This is a genomic window from Alcaligenes sp. 1735tsa3, from assembly GCF_024134565.1.
GTDB classification, from domain to species: domain Bacteria; phylum Pseudomonadota; class Gammaproteobacteria; order Burkholderiales; family Burkholderiaceae_B; genus Alcaligenes; species Alcaligenes phenolicus.
In genome coordinates this window covers 1,695,754-1,715,185 of record NZ_CP099862.1, presented here as the reverse complement: position 1 = coordinate 1,715,185, position 19,432 = coordinate 1,695,754, and the positions used below count along the sequence as shown (strand labels likewise).

16 protein-coding genes are annotated in these 19,432 nt (G+C 56.8%); 8 read left to right on the top strand and 8 right to left on the bottom strand.

Annotated features, from left to right (window positions below; translation table 11 throughout):
• The first annotated feature begins 430 nt into the window (after positions 1-430).
• Genes dapD through NIZ92_RS07895 form a run of 4 tightly spaced genes read left to right on the top strand, consistent with a single transcriptional unit; the run spans position 431 to position 5,227 of the window.
• Entirely contained in the window at positions 431-1,249 is an 819-nt protein-coding gene (dapD, locus tag NIZ92_RS07910; protein WP_026482863.1) for a 2,3,4,5-tetrahydropyridine-2,6-dicarboxylate N-succinyltransferase, read from the top strand.
• 2 nt (positions 1,250-1,251) lie between these two features.
• Positions 1,252-2,388 (top strand): succinyl-diaminopimelate desuccinylase, encoded by a 1,137-nt coding sequence (gene dapE, locus NIZ92_RS07905; RefSeq protein WP_035268144.1) that lies wholly within the window; start codon positions 1,252-1,254, stop codon positions 2,386-2,388.
• Positions 2,382-3,305: a 50S ribosomal protein L3 N(5)-glutamine methyltransferase gene (gene prmB / locus NIZ92_RS07900; RefSeq protein WP_088452598.1), complete on the top strand. Its 924-nt coding sequence runs from the start codon at positions 2,382-2,384 to the stop codon at positions 3,303-3,305. Before dapE ends, prmB begins: the two co-directional genes overlap by 7 nt.
• A complete protein-coding gene (locus tag NIZ92_RS07895) occupies positions 3,302-5,227 on the top strand; it encodes an ATP-binding cassette domain-containing protein (RefSeq protein ID WP_254003037.1) in 1,926 nt (641 codons plus the stop codon). Before prmB ends, NIZ92_RS07895 begins: the two co-directional genes overlap by 4 nt.
• A gap of 325 nt (positions 5,228-5,552) precedes the next feature.
• Here the strand turns inward: NIZ92_RS07895 and NIZ92_RS07890 are convergent, their stop codons facing one another.
• Complete coding sequence (locus NIZ92_RS07890; RefSeq protein ID WP_137430897.1) at positions 5,553-6,194, bottom strand: TetR/AcrR family transcriptional regulator; 642 nt, start codon at positions 6,192-6,194, stop codon at positions 5,553-5,555.
• Between the two features lie 85 nt (positions 6,195-6,279).
• Here NIZ92_RS07890 and NIZ92_RS07885 point away from each other — a divergent pair, with 85 nt between their 5' ends.
• A complete protein-coding gene (locus NIZ92_RS07885; RefSeq protein ID WP_035268146.1) occupies positions 6,280-7,494 on the top strand; it encodes an arabinose transporter in 1,215 nt (404 codons plus the stop codon).
• 117 nt (positions 7,495-7,611) lie between these two features.
• Here the strand turns inward: NIZ92_RS07885 and NIZ92_RS07880 are convergent, their stop codons facing one another.
• The 3 genes from NIZ92_RS07880 to NIZ92_RS07870 are packed head-to-tail and all read right to left on the bottom strand — an operon-like array spanning position 7,612 to position 10,709.
• Complete coding sequence (locus tag NIZ92_RS07880) at positions 7,612-7,995, bottom strand: DUF4148 domain-containing protein (protein WP_254003036.1); 384 nt, start codon at positions 7,993-7,995, stop codon at positions 7,612-7,614.
• A 42-nt stretch (positions 7,996-8,037) separates the two neighbouring features.
• Positions 8,038-9,564, bottom strand: coding sequence for an MFS transporter (locus NIZ92_RS07875; protein WP_035268147.1), 1,527 nt, complete (start codon positions 9,562-9,564; stop codon positions 8,038-8,040).
• 2 nt (positions 9,565-9,566) lie between these two features.
• Positions 9,567-10,709 carry an HlyD family secretion protein gene (locus NIZ92_RS07870; protein WP_254003035.1) on the bottom strand — a complete coding sequence of 381 codons (1,143 nt, stop codon included), beginning with the start codon at positions 10,707-10,709 and terminating at the stop codon, positions 9,567-9,569.
• Positions 10,710-10,807: 98 nt separating this feature from the next.
• Between NIZ92_RS07870 and NIZ92_RS07865 the strand changes: the two genes are divergently transcribed.
• The 3 genes from NIZ92_RS07865 (at position 10,808) to NIZ92_RS07855 (ending at position 13,911) form a co-directional block, all read left to right on the top strand.
• Positions 10,808-11,455 (top strand): TetR/AcrR family transcriptional regulator C-terminal domain-containing protein, encoded by a 648-nt coding sequence (locus NIZ92_RS07865; RefSeq protein ID WP_254003034.1) that lies wholly within the window; start codon positions 10,808-10,810, stop codon positions 11,453-11,455.
• A 23-nt stretch (positions 11,456-11,478) separates the two neighbouring features.
• Complete coding sequence (locus NIZ92_RS07860; RefSeq protein WP_254003033.1) at positions 11,479-11,856, top strand: hypothetical protein; 378 nt, start codon at positions 11,479-11,481, stop codon at positions 11,854-11,856.
• A gap of 123 nt (positions 11,857-11,979) precedes the next feature.
• Positions 11,980-13,911 carry an alkaline phosphatase D family protein gene (locus NIZ92_RS07855; RefSeq protein ID WP_254003032.1) on the top strand — a complete coding sequence of 644 codons (1,932 nt, stop codon included), beginning with the start codon at positions 11,980-11,982 and terminating at the stop codon, positions 13,909-13,911.
• Here NIZ92_RS07855 and NIZ92_RS07850 read toward each other — a convergent pair.
• The 4 genes from NIZ92_RS07850 to NIZ92_RS07835 form a co-directional block, all read right to left on the bottom strand.
• The gene (locus tag NIZ92_RS07850; RefSeq protein WP_052159170.1) at positions 13,905-14,213 is read right to left on the bottom strand and encodes a cytochrome c; all 309 of its coding nucleotides are present in this window, start codon (positions 14,211-14,213) and stop codon (positions 13,905-13,907) included. The genes NIZ92_RS07855 and NIZ92_RS07850 overlap by 7 nt on opposite strands.
• 53 nt (positions 14,214-14,266) lie before the next feature.
• Positions 14,267-15,487 (bottom strand): sulfite oxidase, encoded by a 1,221-nt coding sequence (locus NIZ92_RS07845; RefSeq protein WP_170978564.1) that lies wholly within the window; start codon positions 15,485-15,487, stop codon positions 14,267-14,269.
• Positions 15,488-15,878: 391 nt separating this feature from the next.
• Positions 15,879-18,173, bottom strand: a complete 2,295-nt coding sequence (locus NIZ92_RS07840; RefSeq protein WP_060185991.1) for a UvrD-helicase domain-containing protein — start codon at positions 18,171-18,173, stop codon at positions 15,879-15,881.
• Entirely contained in the window at positions 18,170-19,396 is a 1,227-nt protein-coding gene (locus tag NIZ92_RS07835) for a fatty acid desaturase (protein WP_026482877.1), read from the bottom strand. Before NIZ92_RS07835 ends, NIZ92_RS07840 begins: the two co-directional genes overlap by 4 nt.
• Positions 19,397-19,432: the final 36 nt, after the last annotated feature.

Here is a 19,432-nt window from a genome sequence, read left to right as displayed (position 1 = left end):
TGAAATACTTGATTACGTAGCTGATTGAATTGAGCAGCAGCAATAATAAATAAACAAAATAGCTGCGATAAGAAAAACAAGGGTAAGTAGAAAAATAATTATCGAACCACAAGAAAAAAGAAAAACAACTTCAGAAATAAAGTAAACAAAAAAAATCTAATACAGATATTGCAGACCTCCGCATTCACATCTGCACATGAAGTTCACTTGGCCAACACACCACCTTCCTGACCTTGCTGACAGACTGCATCCCACATGCATCTGTCCTCAAAAGCGACAAAGAAAGCCACAAAACCGTGCATGGAAGGGGCAGACTCGGTTATCCTGTTGCCTCCAATCAAGCTCGGCCGCTGCGGTGGTAAACCGCGCATCATGCGCCTTCTGTATCCCGATACTGCCAAAGACGGCCTGCATTCACAGAGCCTAGCCTATGAGCGACCTCCAAAGTCTGATCGAATCGGCGTGGGAACAGCGAGCTTCCCTCTCCCCCCAAGAACACAGCATTGAACTGCGCACGGCCATCCATACCGTGATCGAAAAGCTGGATTACGGTTCCCTGCGTGTGGCGGAAAAAATCGACGGACAGTGGCAGGTCAACGACTGGGTCAAGAAAGCGATTCTTCTGTCCTTCAGGATCAACGAAAACCGCGTCATGGCCAGCGAGCCCGCTCCCTTCTATGACAAGGTGCCTCTGAAATTCGAGCAGCACGACCAGGCTGCGTTTGCCCAGGCAGGCTTTCGCGCCGTTCCCGGTGCTGTGGTACGCCAAGGCGCCTATGTAGCACCCGATGTCGTGCTGATGCCCTCGTTTGTGAACATCGGCGCTTATGTCGGTGAAGGCACCATGGTGGATACCTGGGCCACCGTTGGTTCCTGCGCCCAGATCGGCAAGCATGTTCACCTGTCGGGTGGCGTCGGTATTGGCGGGGTATTGGAGCCTCTGCAGGCCAACCCCACTATCATTGAGGACAACTGTTTCATCGGTGCCCGTTCCGAAGTGGTGGAAGGGGTCATCGTAGAAGAGAACTCGGTGCTGGCCATGGGCGTCTTCCTGTCGCAAAGCACCAAAATTTACGAGCGCGAAACAGGCAAGATTTACCAGGGCCGTGTCCCTGCCGGTTCGGTAGTGGTCCCTGGTTCCCTGCCTTCGGCCGATGGGCTCTATAGCCTGGCCTGCGCCATCATCGTCAAGCGTGTGGATGCCCGTACCCGCGCCAAGACCAGTATTAATGATTTACTTCGCGCCTGAACATGAGCACTGACAATTCTGTACTAGACACCCTCAAAGCCCTGATTGCCCGCCCCTCGGTCACCCCTGAGGACGCCCACTGCCAGCAATGGCTGGGCGCAAGGCTGGAGCAAGCGGGCTTTAGCCTGGAACATCTGCCCAGCGGCCCGGTGTCCAATCTGTGGGCCCGCCGTGGCACCCAGGCGCCCTTGTTTGTTTTTGCCGGTCACACAGACGTGGTTCCAACCGGGCCGGAAGCGGCCTGGGACTCGCCCCCGTTTGAGCCCACCGTGCGCGACGGTCAGCTGTATGGCCGTGGTGCGGCGGATATGAAAGCCTCGATTGCGGCCTTCATCCACGCAGTTGAGGAATTTACCCAGGCCCATCCTGAACACAAGGGCTCGATTGCCCTGCTGCTGACGTCGGATGAAGAAGGCCCGGCCACCGACGGCACGGTGCATGTTTGCCGAGTGCTGAAAGAACGTGGCGAACAGCTGGACTACTGCATCGTGGGCGAACCTACCTGCTCGCGCCAATTAGGTGACACCATTAAAAATGGCCGTCGCGGCTCCCTGTCCGGCCACTTGATCGTAAAGGGTCGCCAAGGCCATGTGGCGTACCCGCAGTTGGCCATCAACCCGCTGCATGTATTCGCCCCTGCGCTGCACGAACTGACAGACCGCATGTGGGACGCCGGCAACATCGATTTCCCGCCCACCAGCTTTCAGATTTCCAATATTCATGCCGGCACTGGCGCGGGTAATGTGATCCCCGGTCAGCTGGATGTGCATTTCAACTTCCGCTTCTCCACCGAGCAGACACCTGCCGGTCTGCAAGCCGAAGTGGAATCCATCCTGCGCCGCCATGGTGTGGACTTCCAACTGGAATGGACACTGGGTGGCGAGCCCTTCCTGACAGAGGCCGGACCGCTAAGCCAGGCTCTTGCCAAGGCCATTGAAACCGAAACCGGCGTGGAAACCGATCTGTCCACGACAGGCGGCACCTCGGATGGCCGCTTTATCGCTAAAATCTGCCCTCAAGTGGTCGAATTTGGCCCGCTCAACGCCAGCATCCATCAAATCAATGAACACGTTGCTGTGGCTGATCTTGAGCCTCTTAAAAACATTTATCGCCGTACATTGGAATCCCTGCTTTGTTAAGCCCTTGCATCGATCATTCCTCCCTGCTGGAAGCCCAGCAGGAACTGCGCACCGTGCGCGACTTGTTGCGCTGGTCTGTCAGCCAGTTCAACCGCTGTCAGCTGGCCTTTGGCCATGGCAGCGACAATGCCTGGGACGAGGCCGCCTATCTGCTGCTGCACACCCTGCATTTACCCCTGGACACGCTGGACCCGTATCTGGATGCCACCGTGCTGGAGTCCGAGCGCGCTGCCTATCTGGCCCTGGTCGCACGACGCTGCAACGAGCGCGTGCCCGCCGCTTACCTGACTGGCGAAGCCTGGCTGCAAGGCCATCGCTTCCGCGTCACCGCTGACACCATCGTGCCGCGCTCTCCCATTGCTGAATTGCTGGCAGAGCAATTGCAACCCTGGATTGCGGACCCCGATGCCATCTACAACGCCCTGGATTTGTGCACTGGCTCGGGCTGTTTGGCTATTTTGACGGCACTGGCCTTCCCACAAGCCCAGGTCGATGCCGTGGATCTGTCCGACGCCGCGCTGGAAGTGGCCCAGTCAAACATCGATGCCTTCGAGCTGAACGATCGCATGAGCTTGTACAAGAGCGATCTGCTGGATCAATTGCCGCCAAGCGCTTACGACCTGATCATTTGCAACCCACCGTATGTGAATGAGCAGTCCATGCAAAACCTGCCCAAGGAATACCAGCACGAGCCACAACTGGCCCTGGCTGGCGGCGACGATGGTATGGATCTGGTGCGTCGCATTCTGGAAGCGGCCCCCAACTTCCTGGCACCCGAAGGTGTGCTGGTATTGGAAATCGGCAATGAGTACGACAATTTCATCGCCGCTTTCCCGGAGCTGGAGCCGATCTGGCTGAGCACGGAAACCGCTGAAGACCAGATTCTCTTGTTAAGCCGGGAGCAACTGGCTCTGTGATACGCGCAACTGGAATTACGCTGCGTCGCGGCGTCAAAGTCCTGCTGGACAATACTGATTTCATCGTCAACCCGGGCGAGCGCCTGGGCATTGTGGGCAAGAACGGTGCGGGTAAATCCTCGCTGTTTGCCTTGCTGCAAGGCGAGCTGGATCTGGACGGGGGTGACCTGAGCATCCCCGAAGTCTGGGAAGTGGCCAGTGTGCGCCAAACCATTCCAGACCGTGACCGCCCTGCCCGCGAATTTGTTATCGATGGCGACGAGCGCTTGCGTGCCTTGCAGGAAAAACGTGCCAATACGCCCGACAGCGATGGCCAAGCCATTGCCGAACTGGAAAACGCCCTGATCGAAGCCGATGCCTGGTCCGCCCCCTCGCGTGCCGAGCAACTGCTGGCCGGTCTGGGTTTCCGCCCCGATCAGTGGATGCTGCCCGTGCGCGAGTTCTCCGGTGGCTGGCAAATGCGCCTGTCCCTGGCCCGCGCCCTGATGGCACCTTCTGACCTGCTCTTGCTGGACGAACCCACCAACCACCTGGACTTGGACGCCATGCTCTGGCTGGAACGCTGGTTGGGCTCCTACCCCGGCACGGTCCTGCTGATTTCGCACGACACCGAGTTTCTGGATGCCGTGGCCCGTTCGATTCTGCACGTGGATCAAGGCAAGCTGGTTCGCTACAAAGGCGGCTACAACGACTTTCTGGTGCAACGTGCCGAGCGCGTTCAACAAAGCCAGATCGCCTACGAGCGTCAAACCCGTGAAGCCGCGCGCCTGCAAAGCTTTATTGATCGCTTCAAGGCCCAGGCCACCAAAGCCAAGCAGGCACAAAGCCGCGTCAAGGCGTTGGCCCGCATGCAGACCGTGACGCTCTTGCGCGACGACTCAAGCGTTTCCATTCGCCTGCCCTCGCCCGAATACACACCCGATCCCTTGCTGACATTGGATCAAGCCGATCTGGGTTACCCCGGTCAGGACAAGGCGATTTTGAGCCAGGTCCGTCTGATGGTACGCGGCGGTGCCCGTGTGGGTATTTTGGGGATGAACGGTGCGGGTAAATCCACACTGGTCAAAACCCTGGCCGGCAAGCTGGAACCTATCAAAGGCGAACGCCTGGAATCCAAAGGTCTGGTAATCGGCTACTTTGCCCAGCACCAGCTGGACTCCATTGACCCGGACTCCACTCCCCTGCAACATCTGGCGCGCCTGGCTCCGGATGTCCGCGAGCAGGAACTGCGTAATTACCTGGGCTCCTTCGGTTTCAGCGGTGATATGGTCACCAGCCTGACTGCCCCCTTCTCCGGTGGCGAAAAGGCACGTCTGGCCCTGTCCCTGATTGTTTGGCAAAAGCCCAACCTGCTCCTGCTGGACGAGCCAACCAACCACTTGGACGTGGATACCCGTGAGGCCCTGGCGACAGCCTTGGCTGATTACGGTGGCAGCGTGCTGCTGGTATCGCACGATCGCCATTTGTTGCGTTCTACCGTTGATTCTTTCTGGATTGTGGCCGATGGACAGGTTCAGGAGTTTGACGGCGACCTGGAAGACTACCGCGACTGGCTACTGGCCCGCAGCGCGCAATCGCGCTCGGAAGCTCGCCAGGAAGCGCGTGCGGATACAGGTGCTGAAGGCACAGACCGCAAGACCCAACGCCGTCAGGAAGCCGAGCTGCGTCAACGGCAAGCCCAACAACGCAAGCCACTGGAAAGCCGCTTGAAGAAAGTGGAGTCAGCCATGGAGAAAGCTCAGCTGCGTTTGCAGGAACTGGATACCTTGATGCAGGACCCCAACTTTTACTCCGACAGCTACAAGGACCAACGCCCCGCCTTGATGACCGAACATGGTGAACTCACCAAGACGCATCAAACGCTGGAAGAAGAGTGGTTGGAAATTCAGGAAGCAATGGAAGAAATCGGGCGACAGGTCTAGGCCTATCGACTCCGTTCTGCTCGTAAACTCCTGAAAAAGAAGGCGCCATATCCACAAGGATTGGCGCCTTTTTGACGGAAGCTCTTGATGGTCTGTAAAACACACATTGGGACCTTACGAGACTGCAGGCACCTGATTGCTGGCACCTGGGGATCTGAGGCAGGACCCCGAGCACCGGGGATATACACTCGTAAAGCTGGATATTCCCCCCATCCTTCGTGTTGCTGCAATACATCGTCCACTGCATACCTTAGCTAAGGTGATTCCGGCCAGCAAACAACAAACTCATATGAGCCAAAACTCACTTGAGAACCGGCTCGACAACTCAGCTCCCTTCACCCCCATTCCCACAGCCCGCACAGCCCAAATATCCACACAGCAAGTCCACAATGGCCTCTTCCACCTGCTCCGGTGGATACGGCACACCGGGCGGAATGATCGCACCATGAATCAGGGACTCCAGACTTTGCATTACTACCCAGGTGGCTAAATCCAGATCCTGCGGGGCAACCTCGCTACGGTGCTCTTCCAGCAGTTGACGAATGCGGTCACGAATACTTTGATCAGCCTGGCTCTCGCTGGCTGGCGCATCAAAGAAAGGAAAATCCTTTTCCAGTACCCGATGCAATTCCGGGTCCACCCGATGCGCGGCCAACCAGGCTTTGACCAGATCACTCAAACGCCCCCGCAACCCCAGGGACTGCGTATCGGCCAGACTGCTTTCCATAGCCTGGTTCATTTGCAAAGCATGGCGTTCATGCAAGGCGGCAATCAGTGAGTCCTTATTCGGGAAGTACTGATACACCGACCCCACGCTGACTCCAGCCACCTCCGCGACCACATTGGTATTGGTACCGGCATAGCCACGCTCGGACAAAACGCGAGCCGTTGCCTCCAAAATCGCCTCCACCAAAGCCCGGGAACGGCTTTGACGCGGGATACGACGGGCTTGAGGGAGCGTTTGCATAAGGACTCCGAATGCGAGTTTTCGATGTGAGCAATTATTCATATTATCTCAAATATCGAGCAATTACTCATGTTTGGAGTGTTTCATGTCTGTACCCAATTCGGCGCAAGCCACCTCGAAGGCGCAGTCGCCACCTGCCGCCCATGTTTTTCTAACGCTACTCCCTATCACGCTGGCCGTGTTCGTCAGTTTTCTAAGTATCGGGCTGCCCCTGCCCGTACTGCCCTTGCATGTACACAATGTGCTGGCGATGAGTACGCTGGTCGTGGGCCTGGTTATCGGTGTTCAATTCGCAGCCGCTTTGCTCTCCCGTGCCTGGGCCGGGAATCTGGCTGATACACAAGGCTCCAAGCACGCCGTCATGCTGGGCTTGATGGTGATGTGCTTGTCCGGCCTGGCCTATCTGGCTTCGTTGAGCTTTGTCAGCACACCAACCCTATCGGTCTGGGTGCTGGTGATTGGCCGTATCTTGCTGGGCTGCGGTGAAAGCCTGATTGTGACGGGTGCCTTGAGCTGGGGCATCGGCTTGGTTGGCCCGCAAAATGCAGGCAAAGTCATGGCCTGGGTGGGTGTGGCCATGTACGGCGCCTACGCCGTCGGCGCCCCTCTGGGTGTTGTGGTGAACCAGGAGTACGGTTTTAACGGTATCGCCGTCGCCGTCACGCTGTTGCCTTTGATTTCCCTGGTGATGCTGCTTAAGGTCCGCGCCACCGCCCCCACTGCGCTGCGTCGCACCCCTTTCTACCAAGTCCTGGGGCTGGTCTGGGGCGCCGGTGTGGGCTTGTTGCTGTGCAGTGTCGGTTTTGGCAGTCTGACCGCCTTTATTGCCCTGCTCTTTGCTGATCGCAACTGGGGCAATGCTTCGCTGGCATTCACTGCCTTTGGGCTTGCCTTCATTGCTGCGCGCATGTTCTTTGGTCATCTGCCTGACAAGCTGGGCGGGGCACGCGTCGCTTTGCTGTGCGTGCTGGTGGAAGCAGTGGGTCTCTTGCTGATCTGGGGTGCCCACAGCCCTGCGATTGCGTACCTGGGTGCAGCCTTGACCGGATGGGGCTATTCCCTGGCCTTTCCTGGTTTTGGTGTCGAGGCCGTACGCCGCGCACCACCCGAAAGCCGAGGTGTCGCCATGGGCGCCTATGTCGCCTTTCTGGACATTTCTTTGGGCATCACCGGCCCTGCCCTGGGCGCAGTCGCAGGAACCTGGGGGCTGGAAGCGATTTATCTGTTCAGTGCAGTGGTCGTTAGCTTGTCTGTACTGGTGGCGCTGCGTTTGATGCGTCATCCTATAGCCCAGGTTTGAACCCCGTTCCCACGAAAGCAATTTCATAAAAGCAAAAGGGACTGAGTTTGCCGTTAGGCAGTCTCAGTCCCTTTTTAAACCTTAAACAAAATACCGCAAAGGCAGCTCAAGACAGCCTTATGGGGCTACATACAAAAGGCGGCCCTGTTTTCTGGCTTGTTCCAGCTCCTGCACAACCTGCTGACGCGTCTTATGAACACTGCCCGCAGGCAGGACTGGATATTCATCGTCTGCAAAATCCAGCAAACCGGCTTGTTGGGCCTCTTGCAACTCCTGAACCACCTGAGCGCGCGTTTTAGCCGGGCCTTGTGGAACTTTGGGGTAACCATGCGCAGCGACACTGATCAATCCCTGTTCCCGAGCTTGCTGCAGTTCCTGCACAACCTGGGCGCGACTTTTGCTGTAGCTCTGGCCCTGCACCTGTGCAGTTCCGTCAGCCGCCCAAGCAGAGTTTGAAGCGATCAAAACCGTGCAAGCCACTGTCCATAAACCTAATTTCATAATGAATCTCCTTGATTAAAAAAACCGCCTCTCCGCCAGGACCTAAACAGGTCGAGCAAAGGGAGGCGCAATGGGATTGGGGGGTGAAGAACGCAGCAGCACGGCCAGACACAAGGCCAGCAAGCTGCACCAAAACACCAGGTTGTAGGCGCTGATCTGCGCAGCGACCTGCGATTCACGAGCAAGAACGCGAGCCAAGGCGGCCACGCCGTCCGAAGCCCGCTCCATAACCAGAGGGTCACCCTCTACAAGATGGCTACTCAGACTGCTGCGGCTGATATCGCCTGCCATGCGCAGCCAGGTAGACACCAGCGTGGCGGCGGCAACAGGCGTAAAGACACGAGCAATGGGGACATACACACCCAAAGCCACTCCATGTTGAGGATTCAGATTGGTCACAAAAGCAGCAATCAAACCGATCAACATGGTGCTCTCGCCCACAGACTGCAAAATCAGGATCGAAACAAACTGCTCCACACGCCAGTCGTGGCTAATATGAGTTCCCAGCCAGGCGGTGAAGGCGATGATGCTTAAACCGAGAATCATCATCAGGCGTGGCTCAAGACGTCGAGCCAGATAGATCGCCAGCGGAGTCGAGGCCAGGTAAGCCCCAAACGCAATCCAGGTGGCAGCACCCGCTTGCAGGGGTTTCAAGTCCCCCATCTGGGTCAGAAAGCTGGGAATCAGCAAAGACGTCGGTGTCATCAGCACGCCGAACAGGCAGGCAATAATCAGGCACACACGGATATTTCGATTGCTCAAAGCCATCAGGCTGGCAAAGGAGTTCTGCCTGCGCATGCCACGTCCTATGGCGGCCGCCACAAGCACAACGCCACCGAGCAAAGCAGAAACAACCAGACCGGAATCAGTCCAGCCCAGCCGTTCCGCGGACTCTATCCCGACAAAGGCCAGCACCAAACCCGTACAAAACAAGGCCATCCCGCCCCAATCGGCGTTTTGCAATTGGTCGCGATCTATAGGCGTCAACGGCATGGCTTTCCAGGCCAGAAACGCAATCACTGGCCCCACAAAAGCAGTGGGCCAATACACCCAATGCCAACTGAACTCCTCCAGTAAAAAACCGGACGTGCCATAGCCCGCATCCATGCCGGTTGAAACACGCAAGCTGTACGCTGCCATGACAGCCAGCCAAAGCCGAGGATGCACACTGCGCAAAGCCAGGGACATCGTCAGTGGCAGGTAAATCCCCAGGCAAAGTCCGGCCAGTCCGTGCAGGCTCAACAAGACGGGGTAATGATGGGCAAAGAAAGGAATCAAAAAGGCGGCCAAGCCCAACAGCAGGCTGGGCACCAGCAGTACCCGGGTCGGCCCGATTACGGTTGCCAGCCACGGCGCAATCGGCATGGAGATCAACTGCGCCGCATTCAAGGCCGTTCCCAACCAAGCCGCCTCCAGCACATCCAAGCCAAACTGGCCGCGCAAGTCCGGCAAGGCAGCGGAAAACAGACGCCCTTGCACGGTGGTCAAGACCGCGCCCAGGAAGATCGCCATCACGGTCAGGATGGGGCGTGCGGTTTGCGTATTAGCCATCAGCCTGGAGAACGGCATGGTCAGCCCTCCTGAGCCCGAACGACGGCCAGTTGACGAGTCTGTTTCAAACCCGGCATGTCATAAGCCGCAACGTGGGAACCCGCTGTGTCGATTCTGGCCTGTGCCGACATACCGGGGCGCAGACGCTCCAACTGTGCCTGGCCCGGCTCCAGCTCAATACGCACCGGTATGCGCTGCACCACTTTGGTGAAATTCCCGGAGGCGTTATCGGCAGGCAATAAGGAAGACTCGGCCCCGCTCATGGGTGCAATCTCTACTACGCGCCCCCGCCAACTGCCACCGGGCAAGCCATCCACGGTCAACTCCACCGGCTGCCCAGGCTGCACATGCGCAAGCTGCGTTTCCTTGTAGTTTGCAATGACGTAGGCCTGCTCCAGGGGGACGATGGAAACAATCTGCGTGCCCTGGTTCAACAAGCTGCCTACTTGCACATGACGCTTGTTCAAGACCCCGTCAAAAGGGGCCACAATCCGCGTATAGCCCAAATTGCGACGAGCAGACTCCAAGGCAGCTTCAGCCGATTTCAAATCAGCGGTACGAATCGCACGCTGCCCCTGCAGAACCTTCAGGGAGTTTTTCGCCAGCTCCACTTGTGCGGTAGCGGCCTCCCCTTGGCTGATTGCCTCATCCAGATCGGCCTGGGCGTTTTCATAGCCTTGCCGTGACAAGGCACCTTCCTTGACCAGCCTTGCCTGACGCGAAGGATTATTACGATATTGCCGCACGCGCACCTGCACGGAGCGCAGCTTGGCTTGCGCCTCTTTAATACGCGCCTGTTGCTGTGCAATTTCACCGTCCAGATTGTCCAGATGGGCCTGCGCCTTGGACTGTTCCGCCCGCGCTGCCGCCACGGCCAGCTCGTAATCGGCCGGATCAATCTGCGCAATCAGATCCCCCGCCTTGACCTGCTCATAATCCCCCAAGGGCAAGGCTTTCACGTAGCCCGAAACCTTGGCACTGAGCACCGCAAAGTCGGATTTCACGTAAGCATTCTGAGTGCTCTGTATACGGCGGCTACTGGTCCACTCGTTCCACTGCGTGGTCGCCAGAATCAGCAGCCCAATCATGGCCAGGCAGCCCAGCCAAGGAGCCAGCCGCAGGCTCAGCGCTTTGCGTTCCGTTGAAGTTGTTGAGGTGCTCATAACCGTATCCCTGCTCAATCAAAAATCACAACCTAACACTGTTAGTCTATGAGCGAATGATACACTAACAGCGTTAGGTTGCAAATATCGGAGAGAACATGGCAACAAAAGCACCCCGTATTCAACGTGAACACATCATCCAGACAGCGCTGGACTTGCTGGACCAGGAGGGGCTGGAAGGCCTGACTTTGCGCAAACTGGCTCAGGCCCTGAATATCCAGGCCCCCTCGCTGTATTGGCATTTCAATGCCAAGCAAGCCTTGATTGATGGCATGGCTGACGCGTTGGTAGAAAACGTGGCGCGACACAGCCCAAGCAACCAAGCCTGGGATGAACAAGTTCGGCATCTGGGTCTGGAGTTCCGGCAGGCCCTGTTGCAAAGACGAGACGGCGCTCGAGTCTTTGCGGGTACCTATGTAGTCACCGACAATGTGCTGCGCACCAGCGAAGCCTTTTTGTCCGCTTTCATGCAGGCAGGCACAGACAGCCAATTTGCTGCCGAGGCCAGCTTTAGCCTGATTTACTACATTCTGGGTTTTGTCATGGAAGAACAGGCTCTGGGGCCTGGCAGCACATTGGACCTGTCTTTACGCAAACAGGCTTTTTTAGAATTGGCTCAAGAAAAGTACCCCAGCAACTGGCAGGCACGTGAGGCGATTTTTTCCGATGACTTTACGGGCCGTTTTATCACTGGCCTGAACCTGTTGATTGATGGTACAAAGCAGCGCATTCAAAACAAATCATAAACAGACATTCTCAGGACCCGCACATGCACGTTGCTACACAGGAATTCCCCCGTATCTGGATCTCGAACAGCGCCCCATCCAATTGGAAAGCGGAACTGGAAGCCTTGCTGGATCAAGGACAACGCTTTGTCTTGCTGACCCGCGAGCTGCCCGGTGCAGAGGAAGGCACGGACAAGGAGGAATTCTCGCAGTGGATCAAGGCCAACCGCAGCCGTCTGAGCGTGTCCTGTGCCGCCAGCCTGGTAGTTGTCAGCAATGCCTTGATGGCCTTTTCCTTGAATGCCTTTGTCGCCCCTTTGAGCGAAAAATTCGGCTTTCCAGTCCACGTAGTGCATGAGGACGATCTGGACGCGCAAGTTACCGCTTTTCTGGCTGCCAGCCCGGAAGTGGCAGACAGCTAAGCAGTACGAGTTGCAACTTTATAGGCCCTACACTGTCCATTATCTTTTCTGATTTTGGCTGTCACCCGTTTGAGTCTCTCCCCACATCTCCCCACACTGCCGCCTGTACTGGCAGGCCCTATTTTGCGTCGCCTCGATCCCCAGCGCCTGGTGCTATGGCTGGTTGGCAGTTCGGCCTTGACCCTGGACCTGGTCCTGCAAGCAGAGGGTGCTGCCCCCCAGCGTATTTCGCTCAGTAGCGAGCACTGTCGCATCGTACAGTTGGGCAAGCAGGCCTTTATCCACTTTCTGGATGTACCGCTAACCACAGCCCTACCCCAAGACACGCTTGTTCACTACGATTTGCTCGCCTCAATCGAAGGAGGACCGGAGCAAGGGATTGCTGATTGGGCTCCCCATCTGCTGCACCAGGGTCAAACCCGGCCCAGCTTTGTGCTGGCCAGCCGCGCTGACAATCTGATGTTTGGTTCCTGCCGCAAGCCTCATCACGCCGCACGCGATGGTTTGGCTCAGGCAGACACAGTCTTGAGCGAGCACATTACCCAGGCCCATGCCCGGCCTGCCTTGCTGATGCTGTCCGGAGATCAGGTTTACGCCGACGATGTGGCCGGTCCCATGCTGGCGGCCATTCATGCCTTGATTGAGCGGCTAGGCTTGTATGGGGAATATCTGGAAGGCGCCGTCGTCTCGGATAGCGAATCGCTTTACCGGCACCCCGCCAGCTACTACCGACGTGCGGATTTGCTGCCTGCCTTCAAATCCAACGAGGATCTGCGCGAGCGCTTTTTTGGTGGTGTGGAAAAACCGATTTTCACCACTGCCAACGCACACAATCACTTGGTCACGCTGGCCGAAGTCATGGCCATGTATTTGCTGGTTTGGTCCCCCATCCCATGGCAAATCATTCCAGAGCCTGATCCTCCCCAATTGGAGCCCAAGCATCAGCAACGCTGGCAACGCGAGGCACTGGCGTTGGAAGGCTTCCGTCAGGACCTGCCCCAAGCAGCACGCCTTCTGGCCCACGTGCAAACCTTGATGATTTTTGACGACCACGACATCACCGATGACTGGAATCTGTCTGCGAAATGGGAAAACGTGGCCTACGGCCATCCTTTTTCACGGCAGATCGTAGGCAATGCCCTGATCGCCTATATGTTGTGTCAGGGTTGGGGCAACCGGCCCGAGGTGTTTGAGTCGGTGCTGAATACGGTGACCGCCTGGACCAGCCAGCCGGATGAACATCAGCGTCTTGAACATGAAGCTCAAGATGCGCTGATCAAGGAACTGCTGGAGTTTCGTCAATGGGACTATGTGCTGCGCACCCAGCCTACGCTGATCGTGCTGGATACACGCACGCGCCGCTGGCATAAACGCCGTTTGCCCAGTCGCCCGTCCGGACTGATGGATTGGGAATCCTTGACCGAGCTTCAACACGAATTGCTGGATGAGCGCGCCGCCATCATTGTGTCGCCCACGCCCATGTTTGGCGTCAAGCTGATCGAAGTCATACAAAGCATTTGCACGTACGCGGGTTTTGCCCTGACGGTGGACGCCGAGAACTGGATGGCCCACCGAGGGGCTGCCAACACCATGCTGAACATCTTCAGGCATTCACGCACGCCCGGAAACTACGTGATTCTGTCCGGCGATGTGCACTATTCCTTTGTCTACGATGTACAGGTACGCCATAGCGGGCACATTCCACATATCTGGCAAGTCACCAGCAGCGGCATCAAGAACGAATTTCCGGAAGCTTTATTGAACTGGCTGGATCGGCTGAACCGCTGGCTCTACTCGCCGCGATCCCCTCTGAACTGGTTTACGCAACGCCGTGACCTGAGCATCAGCCCGCGTCTGCCGGATCAGCGCAAACAGGGGGAACGGGTATGGAATGGTTCCGGAATCGGCCAGATCTGGCTGGATGAGGAAGGTCGCCCCGCCCGCATCCTGCATCACAATGCCAACAAAAAGCCGCCTACCGAATTTCTGCCTCCGGATCAGGAGAAGAAAGGGGAAGGCGGCTGCCGTCTGGCTACAGCAGGTAGAACTTACTGACCCGCTACAGAGCTGACATAGGTGGCGACAGCATCACGCTCTTCGTCACTCATGGTTTGTGCAAAAGAAGGCATGGCGCCCATGCCTTCTTTCATGACCTTCAGGATCTGTTCCTTGCCTGGCTTGAGTTCATCCAGATCCGGACCAATGGCCCCGGCTGAACCAGCATCAGCCAAGGTATGACAGACCGCACAGGCAATGGGTTTGGCACCTGTCAGAAACAGTTCCTTGCCTTGCTCCTGAGCGTAGGCTTGAGTACTAAAAACAAATACAGATACTGCAGCAACTAGATATTTCTTCATGATTCCCTTCCATAGCCGCCCCGAGCTGACGGGGCGGGTACAACATTCAAGACTTAAACGACCGTGACAGCCAGCATGTGGTCGCGCCAGCTGTTGTTCAGATAGCCACGGTTATTAGGTACGCGCTCTTCAGGCTGTACCGTGCCTGCTTCGCTGGTAGCGCGACTGGCAATCTCATACTTGCCTGGTTTCAAATCCACGCCTGCAACGAACTGACGCCACGCATACTTGCCCAGATCAGGGCCTACAAACGTCGCTTTCACCCAGTTCTTGCCACCATCCACGGACACTTCCACTTCTTTGGCTGCCGACATGCCTCCAAAAGCCAAGCCCTGGATCTGCACCTTGCCGGCCTTGAGTTCTTCGCCAGGCTCACCACTAGGACTGGTCACCCAGGACTTGACGGGCATTTCCCAAACCGACTCCTGATTGGGGTTGGACTTTTCACCCACAGGCGCCAAACGGTAGCTGTTTTGCTGAATGTTGGCAGCAGACTGCTCCTTGGTAAACGCCAGTTGCTTGATGTACTTGACGTTATTGACCCCGGTGTAACCCGGCACGATCAAGCGCAAGGGGCCGCCGTGGGCCAAGGGGATGGGTTGACCATTGATTTCCCAGGCCAAGATAGCGTCATCAATGGCTTCCAGGGGAATCGAACGCTCTACCATAATGGTGTTCGGGTCCAGCCCCTGAGGAATTTCCTCGCCGCCCTGACCGGTCATGTACTTGGCGCCCTCCTCCATGCCGCCCACAGCCTCCAGCACGGCCTTGATCGGCACGCCGGTAAAGACCACACAGCCAGCGGCACCTACCGTCCACTGAGTACCACTGGGTTTTTCAGGGAAAAAAGCACGACCATTACCCGAACACTGCAGCACCATGGGCACAGCCACCAGACCCAGGCGTTTCAGCTCGGCGACGCTCATGTCTTTCGGGTTCTTCACGCCCTTGATCGACAGCACCCAGGCGTCCGGATCAGCCACGATCTGCTCGGATGGGGGGGCCACGTTATTACGCACGAACAAGCGATCCAGCGGCGTGATCAAACCCGAGCCAAAAGCGCTGCGTTTGGTTTCAATAGTGTTGGCACTGTGCACGATCAAGCTGTCGGCATGTTTCCAGGATGCATAGGCTGGCAAGGCTTTGGCCTGCGTTTTTGCCTTTTCCTGAGCCAGTGCCGCTGACAAAGGAGTCAAGCTTGCTGTACCGGCCAGGGCCATCACCCCGCCCGTCGACAAAAGCATACGCCGGCGTGAGAGATTGCTAGGTTCCATGATCGCCTCCATGTGTGTTTGTTATCTGTAATTAATTTAGGCTTCGATTTTATGGGGGCACCAGCTTTATAACTAGAATCTATAACCCTTATATATAACGATCATATAGAGCTTTAAAGAAGGAAGACAAAAACGGGAAAGTCGCTTGAAACAAGGGTTTCCCTGCAATCTCTGTGTTTATCCAAAACGTGAAATAAGGTGAGAAATTTTTCCTGGGAGGCATCCGCATCGAGCACGATGGAGAGTAAAAATGAAGGGCTTGAAATAAAACGGCTGTAAAAACTGCGGCTGTTTGAAAATTTCCATGACATAGGGCAGGCAATAAAAAAGCCCCCGGAGTTTCCGGGGGCGTTCAAACTGCGATTGACTGATTCAGTCGTTGCTTCGCTTTTTAGCTAACAGGATCCAGTTTGGCAATGGCCAGGGCCAGAGTCTTGCTGCCGACTTCACGAAACTGAATCAAGGCCTGGGCATCGTCACCCTGACCCGTCAGATTAATAATGGTGCCTTCACCAAAGCGGTTGTGATGCACCCCCTGCCCCACACGGAAGGTCTGGCCATTCACTTCCAGCACGCTGGTGTGACTGCGACCGCCGTAAGGCTGGGCTGAATAGCTCTTGTCCTTGGACTCCCAGCTTTGACCACGACGGAAGGCCCCCGAACTGGCCTCTGACTGCACGGGTGTACTGGTATAGCGGGCCGACAACCATTTGATGTGTTGCTCCGGCAGCTCTTCCAGAAAGCGCGAACGCATGGCGTAACGCGTCTGGCCATGCAACATGCGGCTTTGCGCCAGAGTGATGTACAAACGCTGACGCGCCCGCGTAATCGCCACGTACATCAAACGACGCTCTTCCTCGATCCCACCGGGGTCGAACAAGCTGTTCTCATGCGGGAACAAGCCCTCTTCCAGACCGGTAATGAAGACGGCATCGAACTCCAGGCCTTTGGCTGCGTGGATCGTCATCAACTGAATGGCGTCCTGGCCAGCCTGGGCCTGATTGTCCCCTGCTTCCAGAGAAGCATGAGTCAAGAAAGAGCCTAAAGGCGACATGGGAGCCAGCACAGAGGCAGCCGGTTGATCCGGGTTCTGCATGGCCTGCTCGGACTCGCCCGCCACTGCTTCGGGGACTCGACCTGCGGGCAGCTCGGCAAAGCCTTCTTCACCCACAAAAACCGTGGCCGCGTTGACCAACTCCTGCAAGTTTTCCAGCCGTTCGGCACCCTCGCGGTCGGCCTGGTAATGGGCCAGCAAGGTACTGTCGTGGACAACGTGCTCAATCAGCTCGGGCAAGGACAGGATCTGCGCCTGGCTGGCCATATCCTGAATCAGGTTCGAGAAACGCATCAGGCTGGCAGCCGCACGTCCTTGCAGGTAAGGAATGGCACGCAGCAAGCTGGTACCGCGCTCACGCGCCAGATCAGCCAGCTGCTCCACGGAGCGAGCGCCAATCCCACGAGTCGGGAAGTTCACGACGCGCAAGAAAGCGGTGTCATCGTCCGCGTTATCCATCAACCGCAAGTAAGCCAGTACGTGCTTGATTTCCTGACGCTCGAAAAAGCGGTGGCCGCCATACACTTTGTAGGGCAAGCCTTGGGAAAACAGTCTGTGCTCAATCACTCGGGACTGGGCGTTGCTGCGATACAGGATGGCAATTTCACGGCGTGGCTTGCCTTCGGCGATCAGGGCACGGACTTCGTCCACAATCCACTGAGCCTCCAGGGCATCCGAGGCCAGTTCGCTGATGCGTACCAGCTCGCCTTCGCCACTATCGGTCCATAAATTCTTGCCCAGACGGCCGCTATTGTTCTCGATCAGCGCGTTGGCCGAATCCAGAATATGGCCGCAGGAACGGTAGTTCTGCTCCAGGCGTATCACATTGCCACGGGCATAGTCGCGCTCGAAGTCGGCCATATTGCCCACATTCGCACCACGGAATGCGTAGATGGACTGGTCATCGTCGCCCACGGCAAACATGCAGGCCTGATCGCCAGCCAAAAGACGCAACCAGCGATACTGCAGCACGTTGGTGTCTTGGAACTCGTCGACCAGAATGTGTTTGAAACGGCGCTGATAATGCTCGCGAATCGGGGCATTGCGGGACAACAGCTCGTAGGCACGCAGCAGCAGCTCGCCAAAGTCCACTACTCCTTCACGTTCGCACTGCTCTTGATAAAGCTGATAGAGCTCGATCAGGCGGCGGCGGTGAGGGTCGTGCGCTTCCAGGTCGCCAGGACGTTGGCCATCTTCTTTACAGGCGTTGATGAACTTCTGAATTTCCTTGGGCGGAAATTTCTCGTCATCCACATTATTGGCCTTGACCATACGCTTGATGGAGGCCAACTGATCTGCCGTATCCAGAATCTGGAACGTCTGCACCAGACCGGCATCACGGTAATGCATGCGCAGCAGGCGATTGCACAGGCCGTGAAAGGTCCCGACCCACATTCCGCGGGTATCGATAGGCAATAAAGAAGTAAGCCGCGTCAGCATTTCGCGCGCGGCTTTATTGGTGAAGGTAACAGCAGCAAGGCCATGTGGGCTGACCTGCCCGGTCTGGATTAACCAGGCCATTCGGGAGGTCAGTACACTGGTTTTTCCGCTACCCGCTCCGGCCAGCACCAGGGCATGGCCAGAGGGTAAAGTAACGGCGGCTCGCTGTTCCGGGTTTAAGCGATCCATCATGCCGCGTAGCGGCGCAGACGCAAGGCGAACTGCTCAAGACTTTCAATACCACTTTGCTGAGCGCGCTGGCACCAGGTGCGCAGGTCGGACAGCAACTGCTCGCTGGAGGCACTGGAGCTTTCCCAGATACCGGCCAGTTCACGCTGCATGCGAACCAGGATGGACAGGCGGGAATCGCCAGCCGCCACGGTTTCCAGTTCAGCGCGCTGCTCGGGAGCCAGCACGTCGTCGCCGCGACCGATCCAGTCGTTGCAGCTTTCCAGCAGGGACCAGGAGCAATTCGGGTTGTCCTTGTTCACTTGTGGCTTCAGACGAGCGATTTCTTCCGAAGCGGTGGTTTTGATGATGTCCGCATAGCGGGCCAGAATTTCGTAGCGGTGAGTAATCACGCCCTGCAAGGTTGCCAGGCTAATGCCTTCCAGCGGAGCATTCGAAGGCACGCTAGGCTCCAGACGCAGCTTGGGAGCGACCTTCTTGACCTTGGCCAGACCCAGTGCCTTGAACACCGAGATGTAGCACCAGCCCAAGTCAAATTCGTACCATTTGCTGGAGAACTTGGCGGACGTACCGTAAGCGTGGTGGTTGTTGTGCAGCTCTTCACCACCAATGATGATGCCCCAAGGGAACACGTTGGTGCTGGTATCAGGGCTGGCAAAGTTGCGGTAACCGATAGCGTGACCCAGACCGTTCACCACACCGGCTGCCCAGAAAGGAATCCAGGCCATCTGGATAGCCCAGACAGTCAGACCCAGCAGACCGAACAGGAACAGATCAATACCCAGCATGATGGTAATACCTAACATGCTGTATTTGCTGTACAGGTTGCGCTCGAGCCAGTCATCGGGCGTGCCGTGACCGAAACGCTTCAAGGTTTCAGGGTTGGTGGCTTCCTGACGGTACAGTTCTGCACCACGGAAGAACACCTGGCCCAGACCAAAGACCACAGGGGAATGGGGATCGCCTTCACGTTCGCATTTGGCGTGGTGCTTGCGGTGAATCGCAACCCATTCTTTTGTGACCATACCGGTGGTCATCCAGAGCCAGAAACGGAAGAAATGCATCAGCGCAGGGTGCAGGTCCAGCCCGCGGTGCGCCTGACTGCGGTGGAGAAATACGGTAACTGACACAATAGTGACATGCGTCACCGCCAGAATGACAAGAGTGAGCTGCCACCAAGACAGTTGCAGCCATCCGTCAGCAAGAAAAGAAAGAAACGATTGCATAGACCCTTTTAGACCTGATCTTTGTGTTAAGGGAAA

Bases quoted from the DNA above. Each gene is read 5' to 3' on its own strand.
- dapD (WP_026482863.1), top strand. From the start codon at position 431: ATGAGCGACCTCCAAAGTCTGATCGAATCGGCGTGGGAACAGCGAGCT.
- NIZ92_RS07865 (WP_254003034.1), top strand. From the start codon at position 10,808: ATGGCAACAAAAGCACCCCGTATTCAACGTGAACACATCATCCAGACA.
- NIZ92_RS07885 (WP_035268146.1), top strand. From the start codon at position 6,280: ATGTCTGTACCCAATTCGGCGCAAGCCACCTCGAAGGCGCAGTCGCCA.
- dapE (WP_035268144.1), top strand. From the start codon at position 1,252: ATGAGCACTGACAATTCTGTACTAGACACCCTCAAAGCCCTGATTGCC.
- NIZ92_RS07890 (WP_137430897.1), bottom strand. From the start codon at position 6,194: ATGCAAACGCTCCCTCAAGCCCGTCGTATCCCGCGTCAAAGCCGTTCC.
- NIZ92_RS07880 (WP_254003036.1), bottom strand. From the start codon at position 7,995: ATGAAATTAGGTTTATGGACAGTGGCTTGCACGGTTTTGATCGCTTCA.
- NIZ92_RS07860 (WP_254003033.1), top strand. From the start codon at position 11,479: ATGCACGTTGCTACACAGGAATTCCCCCGTATCTGGATCTCGAACAGC.
- NIZ92_RS07875 (WP_035268147.1), bottom strand. From the start codon at position 9,564: ATGCCGTTCTCCAGGCTGATGGCTAATACGCAAACCGCACGCCCCATC.
- NIZ92_RS07835 (WP_026482877.1), bottom strand. From the start codon at position 19,396: ATGCAATCGTTTCTTTCTTTTCTTGCTGACGGATGGCTGCAACTGTCT.
- NIZ92_RS07840 (WP_060185991.1), bottom strand. From the start codon at position 18,173: ATGATGGATCGCTTAAACCCGGAACAGCGAGCCGCCGTTACTTTACCC.
- NIZ92_RS07870 (WP_254003035.1), bottom strand. From the start codon at position 10,709: ATGAGCACCTCAACAACTTCAACGGAACGCAAAGCGCTGAGCCTGCGG.
- NIZ92_RS07845 (WP_170978564.1), bottom strand. From the start codon at position 15,487: ATGGAACCTAGCAATCTCTCACGCCGGCGTATGCTTTTGTCGACGGGC.
- NIZ92_RS07850 (WP_052159170.1), bottom strand. From the start codon at position 14,213: ATGAAGAAATATCTAGTTGCTGCAGTATCTGTATTTGTTTTTAGTACT.